At 71.0% G+C, this 21,635-nt stretch carries 19 protein-coding genes; 6 read left to right on the top strand and 13 right to left on the bottom strand.

The annotated features are described in order from the left end of the window. Positions 1-9: 9 nt before the first annotated feature. Positions 10-1,683, bottom strand: coding sequence for an ABC transporter substrate-binding protein (locus ACFV8T_RS32825; RefSeq protein WP_385334706.1), 1,674 nt, complete (start codon positions 1,681-1,683; stop codon positions 10-12). Between the two features lie 79 nt (positions 1,684-1,762). After that, on the bottom strand, positions 1,763-2,737 hold the full coding sequence (locus ACFV8T_RS32820; RefSeq protein ID WP_385334704.1) for a LacI family DNA-binding transcriptional regulator: 975 nt from the start codon (positions 2,735-2,737) through the stop codon (positions 1,763-1,765). A gap of 388 nt (positions 2,738-3,125) precedes the next feature. On the opposite strand from ACFV8T_RS32820, the gene ACFV8T_RS32815 reads away from it, so the two are divergent. After that, positions 3,126-3,626: a GNAT family N-acetyltransferase gene (locus ACFV8T_RS32815; protein ID WP_385334702.1), complete on the top strand. Its 501-nt coding sequence runs from the start codon at positions 3,126-3,128 to the stop codon at positions 3,624-3,626. A 60-nt stretch (positions 3,627-3,686) separates the two neighbouring features. On the opposite strand, the gene cimA is transcribed toward ACFV8T_RS32815, so the two are convergent. From cimA to ACFV8T_RS32775, 8 genes are all read right to left on the bottom strand, one after another. After that, on the bottom strand, positions 3,687-5,294 hold the full coding sequence (gene cimA, locus ACFV8T_RS32810; protein ID WP_385334700.1) for a citramalate synthase: 1,608 nt from the start codon (positions 5,292-5,294) through the stop codon (positions 3,687-3,689). A gap of 280 nt (positions 5,295-5,574) precedes the next feature. Continuing rightward, positions 5,575-6,909, bottom strand: coding sequence for an MFS transporter (locus ACFV8T_RS32805; protein ID WP_385334698.1), 1,335 nt, complete (start codon positions 6,907-6,909; stop codon positions 5,575-5,577). A gap of 98 nt (positions 6,910-7,007) precedes the next feature. Then, positions 7,008-7,613: a TetR/AcrR family transcriptional regulator gene (locus ACFV8T_RS32800; protein ID WP_385334696.1), complete on the bottom strand. Its 606-nt coding sequence runs from the start codon at positions 7,611-7,613 to the stop codon at positions 7,008-7,010. A gap of 3 nt (positions 7,614-7,616) precedes the next feature. Beyond that, complete coding sequence (locus ACFV8T_RS32795; RefSeq protein ID WP_385334757.1) at positions 7,617-8,618, bottom strand: agmatine/peptidylarginine deiminase; 1,002 nt, start codon at positions 8,616-8,618, stop codon at positions 7,617-7,619. 20 nt (positions 8,619-8,638) lie between these two features. Then, on the bottom strand, positions 8,639-10,327 hold the full coding sequence (locus ACFV8T_RS32790) for an urease subunit alpha (protein ID WP_385334694.1): 1,689 nt from the start codon (positions 10,325-10,327) through the stop codon (positions 8,639-8,641). Further along, on the bottom strand, positions 10,324-11,004 hold the full coding sequence (ureA, locus tag ACFV8T_RS32785; RefSeq protein ID WP_385334692.1) for an urease subunit gamma: 681 nt from the start codon (positions 11,002-11,004) through the stop codon (positions 10,324-10,326). The genes ACFV8T_RS32790 and ureA overlap by 4 nt, the downstream gene beginning before the upstream one ends. Positions 11,005-11,185: 181 nt before the next feature. Next, positions 11,186-12,274, bottom strand: coding sequence for a branched-chain amino acid aminotransferase (locus tag ACFV8T_RS32780; protein ID WP_385334690.1), 1,089 nt, complete (start codon positions 12,272-12,274; stop codon positions 11,186-11,188). A gap of 235 nt (positions 12,275-12,509) precedes the next feature. After that, the gene (locus ACFV8T_RS32775) at positions 12,510-13,586 is read right to left on the bottom strand and encodes a 3-isopropylmalate dehydrogenase (protein WP_385334688.1); all 1,077 of its coding nucleotides are present in this window, start codon (positions 13,584-13,586) and stop codon (positions 12,510-12,512) included. Between the two features lie 129 nt (positions 13,587-13,715). Here ACFV8T_RS32775 and ACFV8T_RS32770 point away from each other — a divergent pair, with 129 nt between their 5' ends. Beyond that, positions 13,716-15,290, top strand: a complete 1,575-nt coding sequence (locus tag ACFV8T_RS32770; protein WP_385334686.1) for a purple acid phosphatase family protein — start codon at positions 13,716-13,718, stop codon at positions 15,288-15,290. A 12-nt stretch (positions 15,291-15,302) separates the two neighbouring features. On the opposite strand, the gene ACFV8T_RS32765 is transcribed toward ACFV8T_RS32770, so the two are convergent. After that, positions 15,303-15,431 (bottom strand): hypothetical protein, encoded by a 129-nt coding sequence (locus ACFV8T_RS32765; RefSeq protein ID WP_266426945.1) that lies wholly within the window; start codon positions 15,429-15,431, stop codon positions 15,303-15,305. 365 nt (positions 15,432-15,796) lie between these two features. Next, on the bottom strand, positions 15,797-16,345 hold the full coding sequence (locus tag ACFV8T_RS32760; RefSeq protein ID WP_385334684.1) for a GNAT family N-acetyltransferase: 549 nt from the start codon (positions 16,343-16,345) through the stop codon (positions 15,797-15,799). A gap of 100 nt (positions 16,346-16,445) precedes the next feature. Here ACFV8T_RS32760 and ACFV8T_RS32755 point away from each other — a divergent pair, with 100 nt between their 5' ends. The 4 genes from ACFV8T_RS32755 to ACFV8T_RS32740 all read left to right on the top strand — a co-directional run bounded on the left by ACFV8T_RS32755 (position 16,446) and on the right by ACFV8T_RS32740 (position 19,872). Beyond that, positions 16,446-17,018: a CDP-alcohol phosphatidyltransferase family protein gene (locus tag ACFV8T_RS32755; RefSeq protein ID WP_385334683.1), complete on the top strand. Its 573-nt coding sequence runs from the start codon at positions 16,446-16,448 to the stop codon at positions 17,016-17,018. After that, positions 17,015-17,875, top strand: coding sequence for a phosphatidate cytidylyltransferase (locus tag ACFV8T_RS32750; RefSeq protein ID WP_385334681.1), 861 nt, complete (start codon positions 17,015-17,017; stop codon positions 17,873-17,875). Before ACFV8T_RS32755 ends, ACFV8T_RS32750 begins: the two co-directional genes overlap by 4 nt. After that, positions 17,872-19,080, top strand: coding sequence for a lysophospholipid acyltransferase family protein (locus ACFV8T_RS32745; RefSeq protein WP_385334679.1), 1,209 nt, complete (start codon positions 17,872-17,874; stop codon positions 19,078-19,080). Before ACFV8T_RS32750 ends, ACFV8T_RS32745 begins: the two co-directional genes overlap by 4 nt. Positions 19,081-19,161: 81 nt before the next feature. Beyond that, the gene (locus ACFV8T_RS32740) at positions 19,162-19,872 is read left to right on the top strand and encodes a nitroreductase family protein (protein WP_385334677.1); all 711 of its coding nucleotides are present in this window, start codon (positions 19,162-19,164) and stop codon (positions 19,870-19,872) included. Between the two features lie 121 nt (positions 19,873-19,993). On the opposite strand, the gene pruA is transcribed toward ACFV8T_RS32740, so the two are convergent. Further along, positions 19,994-21,625, bottom strand: coding sequence for an L-glutamate gamma-semialdehyde dehydrogenase (gene pruA, locus ACFV8T_RS32735; RefSeq protein ID WP_385334675.1), 1,632 nt, complete (start codon positions 21,623-21,625; stop codon positions 19,994-19,996). Positions 21,626-21,635 lie beyond the last annotated feature (10 nt).

Raw genomic sequence — 21,635 nt, 5'->3', positions numbered from 1 at the left:
TCCCTGGCTCTACTTGGCGGGCTGGAGCTTCAGCACGATCTGCAGCGCGGACGGCTGGGTGTGCTGCGGCGGGGCGTACGGGTCGGCCTCGGTGGGCCAGCCCACCCAGTTCTTCGTGGAGTACTCGGCCCCGATGGGGGCGGCGGCCGTCGGGATCAGCGGCGCCTGCTCGACCGTGATCTTCTGGAGGGTGTTCATGGCCTCGGTGCGGGCGGAGTCCTCGGTGGCGCCGGCGAAGTCCTTGAGCGCCTTGGTGGCCTCGTCGTTCTTGAAGCGGCCGAAGTTGCCCTGCTGGGAGGCCTTGCCGACGGGCTGGAGCAGCGCGCCGTCCATGATGTTCTGGTACATGTCGTACGGGGTGGCGCCGCTGTTGGTCCAGTGCAGGGTGGCGTCGAAGTTGCCGTTGGCGACGTCCGCGCCCCAGGCCTCGGCGGTCTGCGTCCTGACCTTGGCCTCGATGCCGAGCTGCTTGATGTTGTCCTTGATGATCGCGAGACCGGTGATGTAGTCGTTCCAGCCGGCCGGGTCGGTGAAGGTGAGCTTCACCGGCTTGCCGTCCGGATCCTTCAGTACGCCGCCGCTGAGCTCGAACCCGGCGTCGGCGAGGATCTTCTTGGCGCCCGCCACGTCCGGTGCGGTGGTGGCGCTCTTGTACTCGGGCGCGAGGAAGGACTCACCGGCGGGCAGCGGGATGCCGGTCGGGTTGGTGATCTCCGGGTAGAGCGTGGCCTCGGCCTGGATGTGGATCGCCTTGCGGTCGACGGCCATCGCCATGGCCTTGCGCAGCGCCGGGTTGTCGAAGGGCTTGCGGGCGGTGTTGAACCACAGTCCGTGGATGCCGAGCCCGGAGGGGAACCACAGCTTGTGGTTCCTGGGGTCCTTGCTGATGAACAGCTGCTTGTAGTTGGGCATGAAGACGAACGACCACTCGACCTTGCCGTTCGCCAGCGCCGTGGTCGCCGCACTGTTGTCGTTGTACGCGGTGTAGCGCAGCTCCTTGACCTTGGTCGCGCCCTTCCAGTACGTGGGCGTGGCGGTCAGCGTGGTGGTCTGCGGGGTGAACGTCTTGAGCTTGTACGGGCCCGAGCCGACGGGCGTGCGGTTGGGCCAGGTCTCGGGGTTCTTGACGCCTTCCCAGATGTGCTTGGGCACGACGAACTGCTGGATGATCTTGTTCTGGTTGACGTACTGGGACTCCTTGAAGGTCAGCACGACCTGCTTGCCCCGCACTGCGATCCCGTCGAAGGGGATGCCGTTCCAGTTGAGCGCCGTGTGCTTCTTGAGCAGGTCGAAGGTGTACGCGACGTCGTCGGCGGTCAGCGGCTTGCCGTCGGCCCACTTGGCCTTGGGGTCGAGGGTGAAGGTGACCTTGGTGAAGTTGGACTCCCACTTCCAGTCGGTCGCCAGCCACGGAGCGGCCTTGTCCGCGGGCCGGATCTGGTTCGTCATGGCGAGGGGCTCGTAGATCATGTAGCGGTAGCCGAGCGTGGCGCCCGCCGAGGTGTTCAGGAACGGGTTGCTGTTGTCGGTCTGCGGCCCGTCCGGCTTGCCCAGGGTCAGCACGCCGGAGGCGCCGCCCCCTTTGTTGGCACCCGAGTTGGCGGACGAGCAACCGGCGGCGAGCGCGACCACGGCGGTGGTGATCGAGAGCGCTCTCAGGATGGCGTGACGTCGTGCGGACATGGCGACTCCAGGAGGTACTGCGGTCGGGGAGATCCGGAGGGTACGAAGGAGCGGGCGGCCGGAGGCTCCGGCCGGACCGCTACGGCGCCGAGCGGCGCACGACCAGTTCGGTGGGCAGCACGACCGGTGCGTCGGGCACCGGCGTGCCGCCGAGGTGGGCGAGCAGCATCCGTGCGGCCGTCTCACCCATCCGCCGGGTGGGCTGGCGCACGGTGGTCAGGGGCGGTTCGGTGTGTTCGGCCATCGGGATGTCGTCGAAGCCGACCACGGCGATGTCGTCCGGCACCGACCGCCCGGCGGCGCGCAGCGCCCGCAGCACGCCCGCCGCGCTGATGTCGTTGTGCGCGAAGACCGAGTCGAACTCCGCGCCGGAGGCGAGGAGTCGCTCCACGGCCAGCCGGCCGCTGCGTTCGGTGAAGTCGCCGTGGACGACGAGATCGGTGGGCAGGACCGTACGGAATCCGTCCAGCCGGTCACGTACGCAGCCGAAGTGCTGGGGACCCGTGATGACCAGGGGCCTGGCGCGTCCGGTGGCGAGCAGATGACGGGCGGCGCTCGCGCCCCCTTCGCGATTGGTGGTCACGACGGAGGGGAACTCGGGGTGGTGGCCGCGGTCGTCGATCAGCACGATCGGCAGACCGCCGCGGTGCAGCGCGGTGAGGTGGTCGAGGGTGTTCTCGGGTTCGACGACCAGGAGTCCGTCGAAGGCGCGCGCCGACACCTGGCCGGTGAAGCGCTGTACGGACTCGGCGCCGCGGTTGCAGGTGAAGAGCAGCAGCCCGTAGTCGGCGGCCTCGACGGTGTCCACGACGCCCTGGAGCACTTCGCCCATCCACGGCCAGGTGAGCGAGGGCACCAGCATGCCGACCGTACGACTGCTGCCGCGGGCCAGTCCGACGGCGCCCGAGCTGGGCACGTAGCCGAGCTGTGCGATCACTTCACGAACGCGGGCGGCCGTGGAACCGTCCACTTCGCCCTTGGTGTTGATGACCCGCGACACGGTCGTCTTGCTGACGCCGGCCGCACGGGCGACATCGGCCATGGTGACACGCATCGGGGGCCTCCGGGGCAAGGCATGAGGGACAACTGGAACCGGTACCGCAACCGGTTCCGGAACCGGTACCGGCGTTGCGGCGTGAGTTAACCCCGCCGGAACAGTGCCGTCAATACTTCACACCGACATTGGTCCGTACCCATCCGGGACCTCATCTCCCTTGCGGGCAGGGCATGTTGTTCGTTCACTTCCTGAACGCGTCGCACTCTCTTGACGCGACCGGCTCGGAAGCGATTCACTCTCGGCCCGATCGACAACTGCCGCCCGGGACTGGGCCGAGGGATGGTGCGCGGAGCGCGGCGCGGGCCGGATCGACATACGGCTCACCGAGCCCGCCGGTGAGCCGTTCGACGATTACGGCGTCCGCGGGCAGCTCAGGGCGCGGCGCGTGAGTTCCCCGCCGGAACCCGTCGACGACGTCACCGCCCGGCCGATGACGCAGGCCGAGTATCCCGAGTGGCTCGCCTCCGAGAAGGCCTCCTACGCCGGCGACATCATCCGGGCCGGAGCCCTGGACCACGAGGAAACCGTGCTCAAGTCCGACCGCGACATCGCGCAGCTGCTCCCCGAGGGCCTGGCCACACCCGACAACACGTTCCTGGTGCCGGCGGCGGCGGGCGAGCCCATCGGCACCGGCTGGTTGAGGCACGGGCACCTTCCGGGGGTCACGTACGGCTACTCGCTGCACGTCCAGGAGCGGCACCGCGGCAAGGGGTACGGCCGGGCGGCGATGCCGGCCGGCGAAGGGGCGACGCTCGCGGCCGGCGACTCGACGCTGATGTTCACCGTGTGGGGCGGCAACGAGGTGGCCATGAACCTGTACCCGAGCGCCGGTTACCGGGTCGTGGAGGAAATGCGCTCCCTCACCCTTCCGCGCTCCGCCGCCTGAGCGGCACGACCGGTCCGGCGGGCCCACGGCGAACGTGCAGTGGGCCCGCCCCCGCCCGCACTACTCCGTGGGCTCGATACCCGCCCGCAGCAGACCGTAGGTGTACGCGTCCTCCAGCGCCTGCCAGGACGCGGCGATGACGTTCTCCGCGACGCCGACCGTCGCCCAGTCGCCGGCGCCGTCGCCGGTGGTGATGAGGACGCGGGTGGTGGACTCGGTGCCGGTGCGGCCTTCGAGGATGCGGACCTTGTAGTCGATCAGCTCCAGCTTGGCGAGCTGGGGGTAGATCCGTTCCAGGGCGACCCGCAGCGCCCGGTCGAGGGCGTTGACGGGGCCGTTGCCCTCGGCGGTGGCGACGATGCGCTCGCCCTTGGCCCAGAGCTTCACGGTCGCCTCGTTGGCGTGCGTGCCGTCGGGGCGGTCCTCGACGATGGCGCGCCAGGACTCGGTGCGGAAGTAGCGGCGTACCCGGCCCTCGGCCTCGGCGCGCAGCAGCAGCTCGAAGGAGGCGTCCGCGGCCTCGTACGTGTAGCCCCTGAGCTCGCGCTCCTTGACCCGCTCGACGACGCGGCCGACGAGCTCGCGGTCGCCTCCGAGGTCGATGCCGAGCTCCTTGCCCTTGAGCTCGATGGAGGCGCGGCCCGCCATGTCGGAGACGAGCATCCGCATGGTGTTGCCGACCAGGGCGGGGTCGATGTGCTGGTAGAGGTCGGGGTCGACCTTGATCGCGGAGGCGTGCAGTCCGGCCTTGTGGGCGAAGGCGGAAACACCCACATAGGGCTGGTGGGTGGAGGGAGTCAGGTTGACGACCTCGGCGATGGCGTGCGAGACACGGGTCATGTCGGCGAGCGCGCCCTCGGGCAGGACGGTCTTGCCGTACTTGAGCTCCAGGGCGGCGACGACCGGGAAGAGGTTGGCGTTGCCGACCCGCTCGCCGTAACCGTTGGCGGTGCACTGGACGTGGGTGGCGCCCGCGTCGACGGCGGCGAGGGTGTTGGCGACCGCGCAGCCGGTGTCGTCCTGGGCGTGGATGCCGAGCCGGGCGCCGGTGTCGGCGAGCACCGTGGAGACGACGGCCTGGACCTGGGCGGGAAGCATGCCGCCGTTGGTGTCGCAGAGGATGACGACATCGGCGCCGGCCTCGGAGGCGGCGCGCACGACGGCCTTGGCGTACTCGGGGTTGGCGCGGTAGCCGTCGAAGAAGTGCTCGCAGTCCACGAAGACCCGGCGGCCCTGCTCACGGAGGTAGGAGACGGTGTCGACGACCATCTCCAGGTTCTCTTCGAGGGTGGTGCGCAGCGCGAGTTCCACATGGCGGTCGTGGGATTTGGCAACCAGCGTGATCACCGGGGCGCCGGACGCCAGCAACGCCTTGACCTGGGGGTCCTCGGCGGCCTTGCCACCGGCCCTGCGGGTCGCGCCGAAGGCGACCAGCTCGGCGTTCTTGAACTCGATCTCCTGCTGCGCGCGGGCGAAGAACTCGGTGTCGCGGGGGTTGGCGCCGGGCCAGCCGCCCTCGATGAAGCCCACGCCGAAGTTGTCCAGGTGCCGGGCGATGGTCAGCTTGTCCGCAACCGTCAGGTTGATGCCTTCACGCTGGGCCCCGTCGCGCAGTGTGGTGTCGAAGACATGGAAACCGTCGTCGGTGGCCTTGGCCTTGGTGGTCATGCTGGTCTGACTCCTGTCGGATGAGCGGATCCGGACGATCTGGCTCCACTTGCCCCCATCATCCCGCGCGCGTCTCGCCCCGGCCGAGGTGAGGGCCGGAAAACGAAAAAACCCCTCGCGGGTGCGAGAGGTCTGCGCGCGGGTCTGGGGCACGGTGGCCGTGCCGCACGTGGTGGTGCGGAACGGTCACTGCGGACCGGCGCGCCTGCTGCCAATAATCATGACGGACGAGGACACGGAAGCAGTCTTGCACAGGGCCGCCTCCGTGCCCCGCCCCGTCTCAGGATGCGGGCGTGACGCTGGTGGCTCCGGACGGCTCCGTGCTCGCCCGGTCCGCGTCCTTGGCGCCGACCCGGCCCAGGTCGATGTCGCGGGTCTCGCGCATGGTCAGGTAGACGACCAGGGAGACCGCCGCGCAGCCCGCCACGTACCAGTAGAAGCCGGACTCGACGCCCGCCTTCTTGAACCAGAGCGCCACGTATTCGGCGGTGCCGCCGAAGAGCGCGTTGGCGATGGCGTACGGGAGGGCGACGCCCAGGGCGCGGATGCCGGTCGGGAAGAGCTCCGCCTTCACGCAGGCGTTGATCGAGGTGTACCCGGTGACGACGACCAGGGCGAGCAGCGCCAGGCCGAAGGCGGGCCAGAACGTGCCCGCGTGCTTGAGCATCGTCATGATCGGCACGGTCAGGAAGGTGGAGCCGACGGCGAAGGTGATCAGCAGCGGGCGGCGGCCGATCCGGTCCGAGAGCATGCCGGCCAGCGGCTGGATGCACATGAAGACGAACAGGGCGCAGAAGCTCACGAGCGAGGCGGTGGGCTTGTCCATGCCGGCGCTCTTGGACAGGAACTTGGAGAGGTAGGTCGTGTACGTGTAGTACGCGACGGTCCCGCCCATGGTCAGCGCCATCACCAGGAACGCCTCGCGCTTGTGCCGCCACAGCGCCTTCAGCGTGCCGCGGTCGTCCTGCTCGGCCGCGCCGGACTCCGCGTACACCTCGGTCTCCAGCATCGAGCGGCGCAGATAGAAGACGATCGCGGCACCGAGCGCACCGACGATGAACGGGATGCGCCAGCCCCAGCTGTGCAGGGCCGCCTCGGACATGTTGCGCTGCAGCACGATCTGGAGGCCGAGACCGACCAGCTGTCCCGCGGTCATGGACACGTACTGGAAGCTGGAGGCGAAGCCGCGCCGATCGGGTGCGGACGCCTCGGTGAGGTACGTGGCGCTGGCGGCGTACTCGCCGCCGACGGACAGGCCCTGGAGCAGCCGGGCCACCAGCAGGACGGCGACACCGCCGTACCCCGCGACGTCGTACGTCGGCGCGATGGCGATGAGGATCGCGGAGGCCGACATCAGCGTGACGGTGAGGGTGAGCGCGGCCTTGCGGCCCCTGCGGTCGCCGATCCGGCCGAGCAGCCAGCCGCCGACCGGCCGCATGAAGAAGCCGACGGCGAAGATGCCCATGGTGTTCATGAGATTGGCGGTCTCATTGCCTTCGGGGAAGAACGAATCCGCGAAGTAGACCGCGAAGGTCGCGTACACGAACCAGTCGAACCACTCGACCATGTTGCCGGCCGAACCGACCCAGATTTTCTTCCACTGCTCTCGTCCCATGGTCCGTCACCGTGCCCGAACAGCGGGGACCGGAACAAGGGCGCAATGCGCAACGATCGCGCGTACTTACGTGCGTTTCGTTCACGGCCCGGCGGCCGCTACCGGACGGCGAGCGATTCCTCGATGAACTCCCCGACCTGCGCGAGGACTTGGGAACGGCCGGTGCCGGGGAGGCCGACCGCGACATGGACGCTGAAGCCGTCGAGCAGGGCACGCAGCCGGGTCGCGAACCGTTCGGCGTCGACGGCGTGGAACTCCCCCGCCGCCGCACCCCCGTCCAGCAGGGCCACCAGGTCGCGGTGCCAGGCGTCCTCGATGGCGGCCTGCCGGGCGCGCGCGTCGTCGTCCGCGTTCTGCGAGCGGTTCCACACCTCCAGCCAGAGCGTCCAGTGCGGATCGCGGTGGCCGTCGGGGAGGTACAGGTCGATGTACCCGTCGAGCCGTTCGCGGGCCGTCCCCGGCCCCGACAGCAGGGCGCGACGCTCCGCGCCGAGCCGTCCCTCGCTCCACTCCAGGGTCTGGAGCAGCAGCTCGTCCTTGGTACGGAAGTAGTAGAGGAGGTGTCCGCTGCTCATCTGGACCTCACGGCCGAGTCCGGCCATGGTGAGGCCGTCGAGCCCCCGTTCGGCGATGGTGGCCATGGCGGCGGCCAGCAGTTCCTCGCGGGGCGGGGCGGTGTTGCGACGGCGTGGCGCGGGGGGCACGGTTCAGACCTTCGGCTGCTGTTGCGTGATGCAGTGGATGCCTCCACCGCCGGCAAAGATCGTACGGGCATCGACGAGGGTCACCGTACGGTCGGGGAACAGCTCGCCGAAGATGGCCGCCGCTTCCTTGTCGCGCGGGTCGTCGAAGGCGCAGAGGACCACACCGCCGTTGCAGAGGTAGTGGTTGATGTAGGAGTAGTCGACCCACTCCCCGTCCGCCCGCAGCACGGTGGGCGCCGGGACCTCCACCACGTTCAGGGAACGGCCCCTGGCGTCGGTGGCGGCGCGCAGGATGCGTACGGTCTCGCGGGTGATCTCGTGGTCGGGGTGGGCCGGGTCCGGCTGGACATGGGCGACGACGGTGCCGGGGCGGGCGAAGGCGGCGACGATGTCGACATGGCCGAGGGTGCCGTACGTGCCGTAGTCACCGGCCAGTCCGCGCGGCAGCCAGATGGCCTTCTCGGTGCCGAGCCGGGCGTGGATCTCGGACTCGACCTGCTCGCGGGTCCAGTCGGGGTTGCGCTCCTTGCCGAGCTGGACGGTCTCGGTGAGCAGTACGGTGCCCTCGCCGTCCACATGGATGGCGCCGCCCTCGTTGACCAGCCGGGAGCTGCGCACGGGTACGTCGGCGAGTTCGGCGACGGAGCGGGCGATGTGCTGGTCGTGCTCCCAGCGGGCCCAGTCCTGGGCACCCCAGCCGTTGAACGTCCAGTCGACAGCGGCCAGTTGCTGTCCGTCGGTGACGAAGGTGGGGCCGATGTCCCGCATCCAGGCGTCGTCGAGAGGGCGGACGGCGAGCTCGATGTCCGGGCCCAGGAGTGCGCGGGCGCCGTCCTCCTGGCCGGGTCCCACCACCATCGTGACGGGTTCGAAGCGGCGCACGGCGCGGGCGACAGTGGCCCAGGCGGCGCGGGCCTCGTCCAGTTCGGCGTCGGTGTCGAAGGTGGGGTTGGGGCCGGGCCAGGCCATCCAGGTGCGTTCGTGCGGGGCCCACTCGGGCGGCATGCGGAAGGTCACGGGGGTCCTTAGAGGAAGTAGAGGCGGTTGAGGGAGACGGAGTCTGCGGGCTCGGAGCGCAGCGGGTCGCCGTCCAGGGTGACCAGCCCGCTGCGGGCGTCCACGGCGACCTCTCCGGTGCGGGAGTTGTGGATCAGGTCGCCGGGGCCGATGCCCCGGGTGCCGCGCACGCCGACGCGGCGGCGGCGGGTGGGCATCGAGTCCGCGCCGAGCTGGGTCGCCGCCTGGGAGACGAAGGCCACGGAGAGATCGGCGGCGGTGGCTCCGTACGCCCCGAACTGCGGTCCGAGGACCAGGGGTTCGCAGGTGTCGGTGGCGGCGTTCGGGTCGCCCGTGACCCCGTACGCGGGGAAGCCGGACTTCAGTACGAGCTGCGGCTTGGCGCCGAAGAACTCGGGCCGCCACAGCACGATGTCGGCGAGCTTGCCGGTCTCGATGGAGCCGATCTCGTGCGCGAGACCGTGGGCGATGGCGGGGTTGATGGTGAGCTTGGCGATGTAGCGCAGCACCCGGGCGTTGTCGTCCGCGGGACCGTCGCCGTCCATCGGGCCGAGCTCGGCCTTCATCTTCCCGGCCATCGCGAAGGTGCGGCGCACCGTCTCGCCGGCCCGCCCCATGCCCTGCGCGTCGGACGAGGTGATGCCGATGGCTCCCAGGTCGTGCAGCACGTCCTCGGCGCCCATCGTCCCGGCGCGGATGCGGTCGCGGGCCATGGCGGCGTCGCCCGGCAGGTCGGTCTTGAGGTCGTGTACGGAGACGATCATCCCGTAGTGCTCGGCGACGGCGTCCCGGCCGAAGGGCAGCGTCGGGTTGGTGGACGAGCCGATGACGTTCTCGACGCCCGCCATCTTGAGGACGTTGGGGACGTGCCCGCCGCCGCAGCCCTCGATGTGGAAGGCGTGGATCGTGCGGCCCTCCAGGACGCGCAGGGTGTCCTCGACCGACAGGCACTCGTTCAGCCCGTCGCTGTGCAGGGCGACCTGTACGTCGTGCTCCTCGGCGACCCGCAGCGCGGTGTCCAGGGCGCGGGTGTGGGCGCCCATGTCCTCGTGCACCTTGAAGCCGCAGGCCCCGCCCTCCGCGAGCGCCTCGACCAGCGGAGCCTGGTGGGAGGACGAACCGCGGCCCAGGAAGCCGATGTTGACCGGCCAGGCGTCGAACGCGTTGAAGGCGTGGCGCAGCGCCCAGGGCGAGTTGACGCCGACGCCCCAGACCGGGCCGAACTCCTGACCGATGATCGTGGTGACGCCGGAGGCGAGCGAGGCCTCCATGATCCGCGGCGAGAGCAGATGGACATGGGTGTCGACGGCGCCCGCCGTCGCGATCATCCCCTCGCCGGAGACGATGGTGGTGCCCGTGCCGACGACGACGTCCACACCGTCGAGGGTGTCCGGGTTGCCGGCCCGGCCGATCGCGGAGATCCGGCCCTCGCGGATGCCGATCGACACCTTGCGGATGCCCTGCACGGCGTCGATGACCAGCACATTGCTGATGACGACGTCGCAGGTGTCGCGGACCGCGGCGGCCTTGAGGTGCAGCCCGTCGCGGGCGGTCTTGCCGAAGCCGGCGAGGAACTCCTCGCCGTACTCCTGGGCGTCGGACTCGACGCGGACGGTCAGCCCGGAGTCACCGAGCCGGACCCGGTCCCCGGCACGCGGGCCGTGCACGGAGGCGTACTCGTACGGATCGATGCTCATCGTTCAGCTCCCAGGTATCCACAGGCCGCGGCGCGACGCAGGGCCTCTTCGCGTGCGCCGGGGGCGTCCAGCGGGCCGTCGACCAGGCCCGCGAAGCCGATCGCGATCCGGTCGCCGCCGATGGGCACCAGACCCACCTCGACGGTTTCGCCGGGGCCGAAGCGGACGGAGGACCCGGCGGGGACGCAGAGCCGCATCCCGTAGGCGGCCGCGCGGGCGAAGTCGAGCCGGGGGTTGGCCTCGAAGAAGTGGAAGTGCGAGGTCACGGAGACCGGCACGGTCGCGGTGTTGTGGACGGTCAGCCGCACCGCGGGCTCCGGCTCGGGCGTGGCGGGCCCGGGGACGACGGCCCCGGGCGCCTCGTCGCCCAGCCCGTCGCCCAGCGGCCGGGAGACCACGGCGAGCCGCGAGCCGTCGTCGAAGACGGCCTCCACATGGACCTCGGTGACGACATCGGCGACGCCCGGCAGCACGTCGTCGGGGCCGAGCACCGACCGGGCGGCCTCGATGGCCTCGGCCAGCCGGCGCCCGTCCCGGGCGGCCTCGCAGACCGTGTCCGCGATCAGCGCGGTCGCCTCGGGGACATTGAGCTTGAGCCCCCGGGCGCGGCGGGCGCGGGCCAGTTCGGCGGCGCCGAAGAGCAGCAGCCGGTCACGTTCCGTCGGAGTCAGTCGCACGTCTCCACACCTCTCGGTTAGAGCAGCACTCTAACTCATGGTTAGAGCGGCACTCCAAGGATGTGGGACGGCGCACTCCGTGAAGCGGGAGAACAGGTCCCGGCCCATACGAAAGCCGCGCCCGGCGGGGAGCTGGGCGCGGCTTTTCGTCGTACGGGGTCCGCCGGGAGGGCCAGGGGCCTCAGCCGAGGGGGTGCATCCAGCCGTGGGTGTCCTCGGCGACGCCGCGCTGGATGTCCAGCAGGCGCTCGCGCAGCTTCATCGTGACCTCGCCGGGCGTGCCGTCGCCCTGGATCCACTCGCCGCCCTCGGACTTGACGGTGCCGACCGGGGTGATGACGGCGGCGGTGCCGCAGGCGAAGACCTCGGTGAGGGTGCCGTTCGCGGTGTCCTCGCGCCACTGGTCGATGGAGACGCGGCCCTCCTCCGACTCGAAGCCGAGGTCACGGGCGACCTTGAGCAGCGAGTCACGGGTGACACCGGCGAGCAGGGAGCCGGTCAGGGCCGGGGTGACGATCTTGTTCCCGTACACGAAGTACAGGTTCATGCCGCCGAGCTCCTCCACCCACTTGTGCTCGACCGCGTCGAGGTAGGCGACCTGGTCGCAGCCCTTCTCGGCGGCCTCGGCCTGGGCGAGGAGGGACGCGGCGTAGTTGCCGCCGGTCTTGGCGTCGCCCATGCCGCCGGGGACGGCGCGCACCCGGTTCTCGGAGAGCCAGATCGAGACCGGCTTCACACCGCCGGGGAAGTACGCACCGGCCGGCGAGGCGATCACCAGGAACAGGTACTCGTTGGCGGGCCGCACACCGAGACCGACCTCGGTCGCGATCATGAACGGGCGCAGATAGAGGGACTCCTCGCCGCCGTGCGCCGGAACCCAGGCCTCGTCCTGCTTGACGAGCGCGTCGCAGGCCGCGATGAACGTCTCGACGGGCAGCTCGGGCATGGCCAGTCGGCGGGCGGAGGCCTGGAAGCGCTTGGCGTTGGCCTCGGGGCGGAAGGTGGCGACCGAACCGTCGGGCTGGCGGTACGCCTTGAGGCCCTCGAAGATCTCCTGCCCGTAGTGCAGGGTCATGTTGGCGGGATCGATCGAGAGCGGTGCGTACGGCACGAGCTGGGCGTCGTGCCAGCCGAGGCCCTCGGTCCATCTGATCGTCACCATGTGATCGGTGAAGCGGCGGCCGAATCCGGGGTTGACCATGCTCGCCTCGCGCTCCGCGTCGGACAGCGGGTTCGAGGAGGGCTTGAGCTCGATCGTGGGCGTCGTCATGAGTGCGTGTCCTTCACCGTTGTGTGTGTTGGACCGCGCTCACGCCGCTCCCAGACAAGTGCTAGGACGTCCGAGCTTTATCGCAAGCCACGGCCCCGTTCGATTATCGCTCCCGGGTGGCCGTGCACGAAACGGCGTGTTTGCGGTCCAGTGGTCGATGGTGGCACCCGGGGCCGCACACGTGAAGCCGCCGGGTGCGGCTGCTACCCGGCGGCTTCGAAACGGAGTCGTCGGGTCAGTTCGCTACGCGTACCGCGAGCGCGTCGCCGATCTGATCGGTCGTACGGTTCGTCGCCCCTCCCCCAGAGCCCGAAAGGCCTGGGAGGTGCCCCCCTCGCTCCGCGAGGTCGGCGGAGACGGCGTCCTCGATGCGCACGGCCTCGGCCTCGTAGCCGAGGTGGCGCAGCAGGAGGGCGACGGAGAGGATCGTGGCCGTCGGGTCGGCCTTGCCCTGGCCCGCGATGTCGGGGGCGGAGCCGTGGACCGGCTCGAACATCGACGGGAAGGTGCCCGTCGGGTTGATGTTGCCGGACGCGGCCAGGCCGATGCCGCCGGTCACGGCAGCGGCGAGGTCGGTGAGGATGTCACCGAAGAGGTTGTCGGTGACGATGACGTCGAAGCGCTCCGGCTGGGTGACGAAGAAGATCGTCGCGGCATCGACGTGCAGATAGTCGGTGGTGACCTCGGGGTACTCGGTCGCGACCTCGTCGAAGATGTTCTTCCACATGTGGCCGGCGTACACGAGGACGTTGTTCTTGTGCACCAGCGTCAGCTTCTTGCGCGGGCGGGCGTTCGCCCGCTCGAACGCGTCACGGACGACGCGCTCGACGCCGTACGCGGTGTTCACGCTGACCTCGGTGGCGACCTCGGCCGGCGTACCGGTGCGCAGCGAGCCGCCGTTGCCCGTGTACGGGCCCTCGGTGCCCTCCCGGACGACGACGAAGTCGATGTCCGGGCGGCCGGCCAGCGGGGTCGCGGTGTTCGGGAACAGCTTGGACGGCCGCAGGTTGATGAAGTGGTCGAAGGCGAACCGCAGCTTCAGCAGGAGCCCGCGCTCCAGGACGCCCGACGGCACGGAGGGGTCGCCGATCGCGCCGAGCAGGATGGCATCGTGGCCCTTGAGGGCTTCGAGCTCCGCGTCCGGGAGGGTTTCACCGGTGCGGTGCCAGCGCCGGGCACCAAGGTCGTACTCCTTGGTCTCCAGCTTCACGTCCTGCGGGAGAACAGCGTTGAGGACCTTGAGGCCCTGGGCCACGACCTCCTGGCCGATACCGTCACCGGGGATCACTGCGAGATTGAGGCTGCGAGACATGCCCGCACCTTACTGCGCGTCCCACCCCATGACACGTAACGTCCACCATACGGACACATGGGGAGCTGTACGTGTACCGTTCACCTACTCGACGGTGCGGGGTCAGGCGGCGGGTGGATGTTCTGGTCCATGGACATCCCCCGTTTCGGAATCCCCGAGAAGCTCGCCGACCGCATGAGCATGGCAGAGCAGCACGACTACCTGCGCGCCCGGCTGACCCGGCGTGGCGTGCTGCGTACGAGCGTGGCGACCGCGGCCGTCGCCGGCGTCGGTCTCGGCACCGGGCTCGCCGCCTCGCCCGCCTACGCCGCCCCCACCGTGCTCACCTCGCGCCGCACCTCCACCCAGGTGGACGGTTCGCTGGTGGCTCCGTTCGGCCGGCACCTGTCCTACGGCGCCGACCCGAGGACGCAGATGGCGGTCTCCTGGCAGGTCCCGTTCGCCGTGAAGCGGCCGTACATCCGGATCGGCCACAAGCCGTGGGCGCTGAGCCGCCGGATCGACGCCGAGGTGCGCCATCTGACCACCCCCGAGCTGAACGGCGGCAAGATCGCGGCCGCCGAGCAGTTCTACCTGCACGCGAGCCTGGAGCGGCTGCAGCCCGGCACGACGTACTACTACGGCGTCGGCCACGACGGCTTCGACCCCGCCGACACCCGCAACCTGGGCACGCTCGGCACCTTCACCACCGCGCCCTCGCGCGCCGAGGCCTTCACCTTCACCGCCTTCGGCGACCAGGGCGTCAGCTACCACGCGCTCGGCAACGACCAGCTGATCCTGGGCCAGAACCCGGCGTTCCACCTGCACGCGGGCGACATCTGCTACGCCGACCCGTCCGGCTCCGGGCAGAGCACCGACACCTACGACGCCCGCACCTGGGACCAGTTCCTGGCGCAGACGGAGACCGTGTCGAAGACCGTGCCGTGGATGGTGACCACCGGAAACCACGACATGGAGGCCTGGTACTCCCCGGACGGCTACGGCGGCCAGAACGCCCGCTGGACGCTGCCCGACAACGGCCCGGACCCGGTGAACCAGCCCGGCGCCTACTCGTTCGTGCACGGCAACGTGGGCGTCGTCGCCCTCGACGCCAATGACGTCTCGTACGAGATCCCGGCCAACTTCGGGATCAGCGACGGCCGCCAGACCCGCTGGCTGGACCGGCGCCTCGGCGAGCTGCGGGCCCGCCGCGACATCGACTTCGTCGTGGTCTTCTTCCACCACTGCGCCTTCTCGACGACCAACGCGCACGCCTCCGACGGCGGGGTGCGCGAGGCATGGGTCCCGCTCTTCGAGAAGCACCAGGTGGACCTGGTCATCAACGGCCACAACCACGTCTACGAACGCACCGACGCGATCCTGAGGAACGCCGTCCGGCGCAAGGTGCCGATCGGCGAGCGGACCGACCCGACGCGGGACGGCATCGTGTACGTCACGGCGGGCGGCGCGGGCAAGGCGCTGTACGACTTCCCGGCGCCGGACACCTACGAGGGGCACGTCCAGGATCTGGACAGCGTGGACACGTACCACGTGGTCAAGGGCGGCGGAAAGGCGACCGAGACCGTGGAGTGGTCCCGGGTGCGCTACACCGGCTTCTCGTTCCTGGCGGTGGAGGTGGAGCCCGGCCGGCACGCCCGGATGAAGGTCACCGCGCTCGCCGAGTCGGGCGAGCGCATCGACCACTTCGAGATCAGGCGGGGCTGAGGCGAACCGGTCTCAGTGACCGGTGGAACCGCCGTTGTCCCTGCGGTCGAGGGCGCGCTGCAGGGCGGCGGCGGCATTCCGGCGCTCCGACTCGGTCGGGCGGGGGGTGTGACGGACACGGCGGACAGTCGTCTGGACCATGATGGATCGACTCCTTGAGATCGCGAGGATTTCGAGATCGAACATCGTGAAGATGATTTCGAGATCGGGATTTCGAGGCGCCGGAGGGGCGGGGAGCGGGCACCGCAGGGGTTACCTGCACAAGGGCGCGCACTCACGACCGCCATTCGCTGGATCTAGCGTGACGTTCGGCTTCTACAAAGCTAGGGCAGCTCGGCCGGTCTGTCTCCACAATTACTCGGACTTCCTACTATCTGAGACGGAGGTTTGAGCCCGGCCGCCCGCGCCACCCGGACGAGGACCCGGATTTCCGGCAATCGTGCCTGCTCAGGGGCGGTGAAACGGCCGACGGACCGCGTCCGGCGCTCTCTTCGCGCAGATGTCGCTCACATCACGTCCCCGTCCCGCCAGTCGAAGACCAGCGTCCCGGAGCCGACGGGCAGCACCCGGCCGGCCGCGCCACGGACGTAGGTGCTGCCCTCCTCGTCCGGCAGCCGCTCCACCCCGTACCGCGCCTGTACGGCGATCCGCCCCGGCCACACCCGCCAGCCGCGCCCGGCGTACAGCGCCGCCCCGGCGGCCGACGCGGACAGGGCGCCGAACGCGTACGCCCCGTCGACGACCTCCTCCAGCGCGGCCATGATCCGCCCGCCGAGCCCTTCCCGGCGCCGGTCCGCGCGGACCGCCACGGCCTCCACGTAGCCGATCCGGTACGAGCGGCCCAGGTGGACGACCCGGCGCTGGATCACGCTGCCGTGCGCCAGCAGCAGCCCGCTGCTGTCGCGCACGCACGCGTGGATGCCGCCGAGACCGTGGTCCCAGTCGTCGTCGCTGAAGTCGCCCTCGAAGGCGGTGTCCAGCAGCGCGCGGATCTCGTCGAGTGCGGCCGGGGCCAGCCGGCTGGTGTGTGCGGTACGCAAGGTCGCCTCGGTCATACGTCCCAGCCTCTCAGGCACCACGGCCACCAGGTACTCAGCCGGGATATAAGTACCTGCCACGTGTCGAAAGACTGTGCGTCGCAAGAGAGTTGGGCCCATGAACGGCCTCTACGCTCTCAAGCCCTGGTACGCGGACCGGCTCTCCGGTGTCCGTGCCTCGCTGGTCCGCCGTGAGGTGTCGCCCGACACCCTCACCTCGGCCGGTGTGGTCTCGGCGGCCGGTGCCGCCGCCGCGCTGGCCTGGCTGCCCACCGGCCTCGCCGCCCTGCCGGTCGCCCTGCTGCTCGCCGCCCGGCTCGCCTTCGCCAACCTGGACGGCGCGCTGGCCCGCGACACGGGCCGGACGACCAGGCGCGGCGCGGTGCTCAACGAACTCGGCGACCGGGTGGCGGATCTGGTCGTGCTGGCCGGTTTCCTGGCGCTCGCCCCGCTTTGGCTGGTGGCGGCGGCCGGGCTCGCGGCGACGCTGCCGTCCTGGGTGTCACTGGCCGGGGCGGCGGCGGGCGCGCCCCGGCGCAACGGCGGCCCGGTCGGCAAGACCGAGCGCTGCCTGCTGGTCGTGGTCGCGGCGGCGAGCGGCTGGGCCGTGCCCGTCCTGATCGTGATCGCGGCCGGTTCGCTGCTCACCGCGGCGCTCCGGCTGGCGGGCCTGTTGCGGGAGCTGGCATGAGCGCCGTACTGATCGCGGAGGAGGCCGCGGCGCGGGCCGTGCCGCTGGTCGCGGGGGTGCTGGGGGCGGGCGGTGTCGCCGTCGCCGTGCTGCCGTCGAAGGTCCGGATGCGGGCCGAACTGCGCAAGCGGTGGCGTACCTGGGCGCTGGTGGCGCCGGTCTTCCTGGGGGCGTACTTCCTGGGCGGCGGCGGGACGTTCGCGCTGGCCGCGGGGCTCGGGGTGGTCGCGGCGGGCGAGTTCGCGCGGATGGCGGGGCTGCGCCGGGGCGACCTCGCGGTGCTCGTGGCGGCCTCGGTGGCGCTCCCCGCGCTGGCGTGGTCGGCGCCGCGGCTCCTCGACGTCCGGGCGGCGGCGCTGCTGCCGGTCGTGGCCGCGCTCGTGCCGGTGCTGGGCGGGGACGACCGGGCCGGCTTCACCCGCACCGCGCGTACCGCCTTCGGGCTGCTGTGGATCCCGGTCGCCCTGACCGGTCTGGTGACGCTCGGGGACACGGGTGTCGCGGTGGGGCTCGCGGTGGCGCTCGGCGATGTCGGCGCCTGGTGCGGCGGTACGGCCCTGGGCCGCCGGGGCCCGCTCGCCCGGCCGCTGTCGCCGCTCTCCCCCAACAAGACCTGGGCGGGGGTGCTCGGTGCGGCGGTGGCGACGGCCGCGGGGCTGCTCGTGCTCGGCGAGTTCGCGTTCCCGCTGTGGGCCGCGGTGCTCGGCGGCTGTGTCCTGGGCGACCTGATCGAATCGATGGTCAAGCGCGAGTCGGGGGTGAAGGACGCGGGCAGCTGGCTGCCCGGCTTCGGCGGCCTCCTCGACCGGATCGACTCCCTGCTGGTGGCCCTCCTCCTGGCGATGGTGATGACATGACCCCCACCTCTGCGCGCGTCCGCGAGCGGGTCGCGCTGCCCGTACGCTCCCGGTTCACCGCCGCGCTCCGGCGCGGTCTGTGGTGGGGCGTCCTCAGCCTCACCGGCGGGGTGGAACGGCGTGGCCGGCTGCCGCGCGGCGGCTGTGTCGTCGTCGCCAACCACTCCTCGCACGCGGACACGGCGGCGCTCCTCGCCGCGCTCGACGCCCGGCACACCCCGGCGATCGGCGCGGCGGCCGACTACTGGTTCGCCTCGCCGTGGCGGCGCCGGATCTGCCGCAGGCTCGCGGCCGGATTCCCGGTGCGGCGCAGTGGCGGCGGCCTGGACGACCTGCTGTCCATGGCGGACGAGCTGCGCTCCGGCCGGGCGGTCGTCCTGTTCCCGGAGGGGACCCGGGGCAAGGACGGCGAGCTGGGCTCCTTCCACCGCGGCGCACTGGTCCTGGCCGAGCGGGCCGGGGTCCCGGTCGTGCCGGTCGGGATCGCGGGCACGGACCGGCTGCTGCCCAAGCACGGCCGACTGCGCTCGGCGCTGGTGCGCGTGTCGATCGGTGACCCGCTGCCGTCGACGACCGGTCCCCGGGAGGCCCGCGACGCGGTGGTCGCCCTGCACGCGCGCACGGTCGCCGAGCCGCTGAAGGACTCCGCGACGCGACGCCGGGTGGCCGCGGTCGTGACCTCGCGCCGGGGCGTCGCACTGGCCTTCTGCTGGGCGCTGGCGGAGGCGCTGAGCTGGCCGCTGATGCCCGAGCTGCTGCTGGCCGCGGTGTGTGTGGCGGTGCCGCGGGCGGCGCCGAGGATGTCGCTGGGCGCGCTCGCCGGCAGCCTGGCCGGTGGCCTGCTCGCCCTTCAGCTGGCCGCCGCGGGCGTGCACCTGCCCGCTCCGCTGACCACCGACCGGATGCGGGCCGAGGTCCGGGCCGAGCTCGCCGTGGAGGGCGCGTCCGCGGTGCGGCACCAGCCGTGGAACGGCATTCCGTTCAAGGTGTACGGGGCCGAGGCGGGCCGCGCGGGTGTCCCCGCGCTCGACTGGCTCGCCGCGTCGGCGACGGCACGGGGTTCCCGGACGCTCACCGTGGGGCTCGGCTTCGCCGCCTTCGGGCTGCTGATGCGCCGCCACCGCCGCCAGTACGGCCGCTGTCTGGTCCTGCTGGGCGGCGGGTTCACGGCGGGGCTCTCGCTGATCGTCGCGGGCTGGAGCTGACCGGACACTGACCGACGGACGTACCGGTTCTGTCCGACGGCACCCTGGTCCGGACCAGTCCTCGCCCGCCACACTGCCGACATGTCCGACACCACAGCCGTACCCCCGCAGTGGACGCCCATCCATGGCGCGCCCTACCAGCCGGTCCCCTACCGTCCCGAACGGATCGCGGCCGACGAGTCGCTCGCACGTGCCGCTCGCCTGCGACAGCTGATGGCCGGACGCAGAACCGTACGCCGGTTCTCGTCCGATCCCGTTCCCGAGCAGGTCGTGAAGGACGCCGTCGCCTGTGCCGCGACCGCCCCGTCCGGCGCGCATCAGCAGCCGTGGACCTTCGTCCTGGTCAAGGACCCGGAAGTGCGCCGGCGCATCCGCGAGGCGGCCGAGCGCGAGGAGCGGATCAGTTACGACGGCAGGCTCGGCGAGGAGTGGCTGGCGGCGCTGCGACCGCTGGGCACGGATGCGGTCAAGGCCCATATGACGGACGCCCCGGCCCTGGTCGTGGTCTTCCAGCAGCGGTACTGGGTGGGCGAGGACGGCACCAGGCACAAGCACTACTACGTCGACGAGTCGGTCGGGATCGCCGTCGGCATGCTGCTCTCGGCCCTGCACCTCTCGGGCCTGGCGGCGCTGATCCACACGCCGAGCCCGATGCGGTTCCTGCGCGAGGTGCTGGACCGCCCGGCGAACGAGAAGGCGTTCGCGGTGATTCCGGTCGGGTATCCGGCCGACGACTGCCAGGTGCCCGGCCTGGTGCGGAAGTCGCTGGACCAGGTGCTCAAGGAGATCTGACGCCCTCGGCGGGACGGCGCGGGACCGGCCCCGGAATGGAAACCGCCTCCCGGCCGGCAGGGGAACCGGGCGGGAGGCGGAATTCGTGGCGGGGCGCCGGGGTGGGGCGCCCCGAGGGGTGTCAGCCCTGGTGGGGGTAGGTGTAGTCGGTCGGCGGAACCAGCGTCTCCTTGATGGCCCGGGTCAGGGTCCAGCGCTGCAGGTTCTGCGGGGCGCCCGCCTTGTCGTTCGTACCCGAGGCACGGCCGCCACCGAAGGGCTGCTGGCCGACGACGGCACCGGTCGACTTGTCGTTGATGTAGAAGTTGCCCGCGGCGTACCGCAGCTTCTCCATCGTGTACGCGGCCGCGGCGCGGTCGTTCGCGATGACGGAGCCGGTCAGCGCGTAGTCGGAGACCGACTCCATCTGCTCCAGCATCTCGTCGTACTTGTCGTCCTCGTAGACGTGCACGGCGAGGATCGGGCCGAAGTACTCGGTCGTGAAGACCTCGTTGGCCGGGTCGCTGCACTCGATGACGGTCGGGCGGACGAAGTAGCCCACCGAGTCGTCGTACGTGCCGCCCGCGACGATCGTGCAGCTCGGGTCGGACGCGGCACGGTCGATCGCGGCCTTGTTCTTGGCGAACGAGCGGTCGTCGATGACGGCGCCGATGAAGTTCGACAGGTCGGTGACGTCACCCATGCTGATGGCGTCGACCTCGGCGGCGAACTTCTCCTTGAAACCGGAGTTCCAGATGGAGGCCGGGACGTAGGCACGGGAGGAGGCCGAGCACTTCTGGCCCTGGAACTCGAAGGAGCCACGGGTCAGCGCGGTCTTCAGGACGGCGTGGTCGGCCGACGGGTGGGCGACGACGAAGTCCTTGCCACCGGTCTCGCCGACGAGCCGCGGGTAGGTGCGGTAGTTGGCGATGTTGTTGCCGACCGTCTTCCACAGGTGCTGGAAGGTGGGGGTCGAGCCGGTGAAGTGGATGCCGGCCAGGTCGCGGTGGTTCAGGGCCACCTCGGAGACGGCGATGCCGTCACCGGTCACCAGGTTGATGACGCCCTTGGGCAGACCGGCCTCTTCCAGGAGCTGCATCAGCAGCACGGCGGCGTGGGTCTGCGTCGGGGACGGCTTCCACACCACGACGTTGCCCATGAGGGCGGGGGCGGTGGGCAGGTTGCCCGCGATGGCCGTGAAGTTGAACGGCGTGATCGCGTAGACGAAGCCCTCCAGCGGGCGGTGGTCCATGCGGTTCCACACGCCCGGCGAGTTGGCCGGGGGCTGCTCGGCGAGGATCTGGCGCGCGTAGTGCACGTTGAAGCGCCAGAAGTCGACGAGCTCGCAGGGGGTGTCGATCTCGGCCTGCTGCGCGGTCTTGGACTGGCCGAGCATCGTGGACGCGGCCAGCGTCTCGCGCCACGGGCCGGACAGCAGCTCGGCGGCGCGCAGGATGATCGCGGCGCGGTCGTCGAAGGCCATCGCGCGCCAGGCCGGGGCGGCGGCGAGCGCGGCGTCGATCGCGTCCTGCGCGTCCTTCTGCGTGGCGCCCGCGAACGTACCGATGACGGCCTTGTGGTTGTGCGGCTGCACGACGTCGAAGCGCTCGCCGCCGCCCATCCGCTTCTCGCCACCGATGGTCATCGGAAGGTCGATCGGGTTCTCGGCGAGCTCCTTGAGCTTCACCTCCAGGCGGGCACGCTCCGGGGAGCCCGGGGCGTAGGAGTGGACCGGCTCGTTGACCGGCGCGGGGACCTGGGTCACAGCGTCCATGGGTTCCGTT

This window comes from Streptomyces sp. NPDC059832 (assembly GCF_042731715.1).
GTDB lineage: Bacteria > Actinomycetota > Actinomycetes > Streptomycetales > Streptomycetaceae > Streptomyces.
This window is presented reverse-complemented; position numbering and strand designations above follow the sequence as displayed.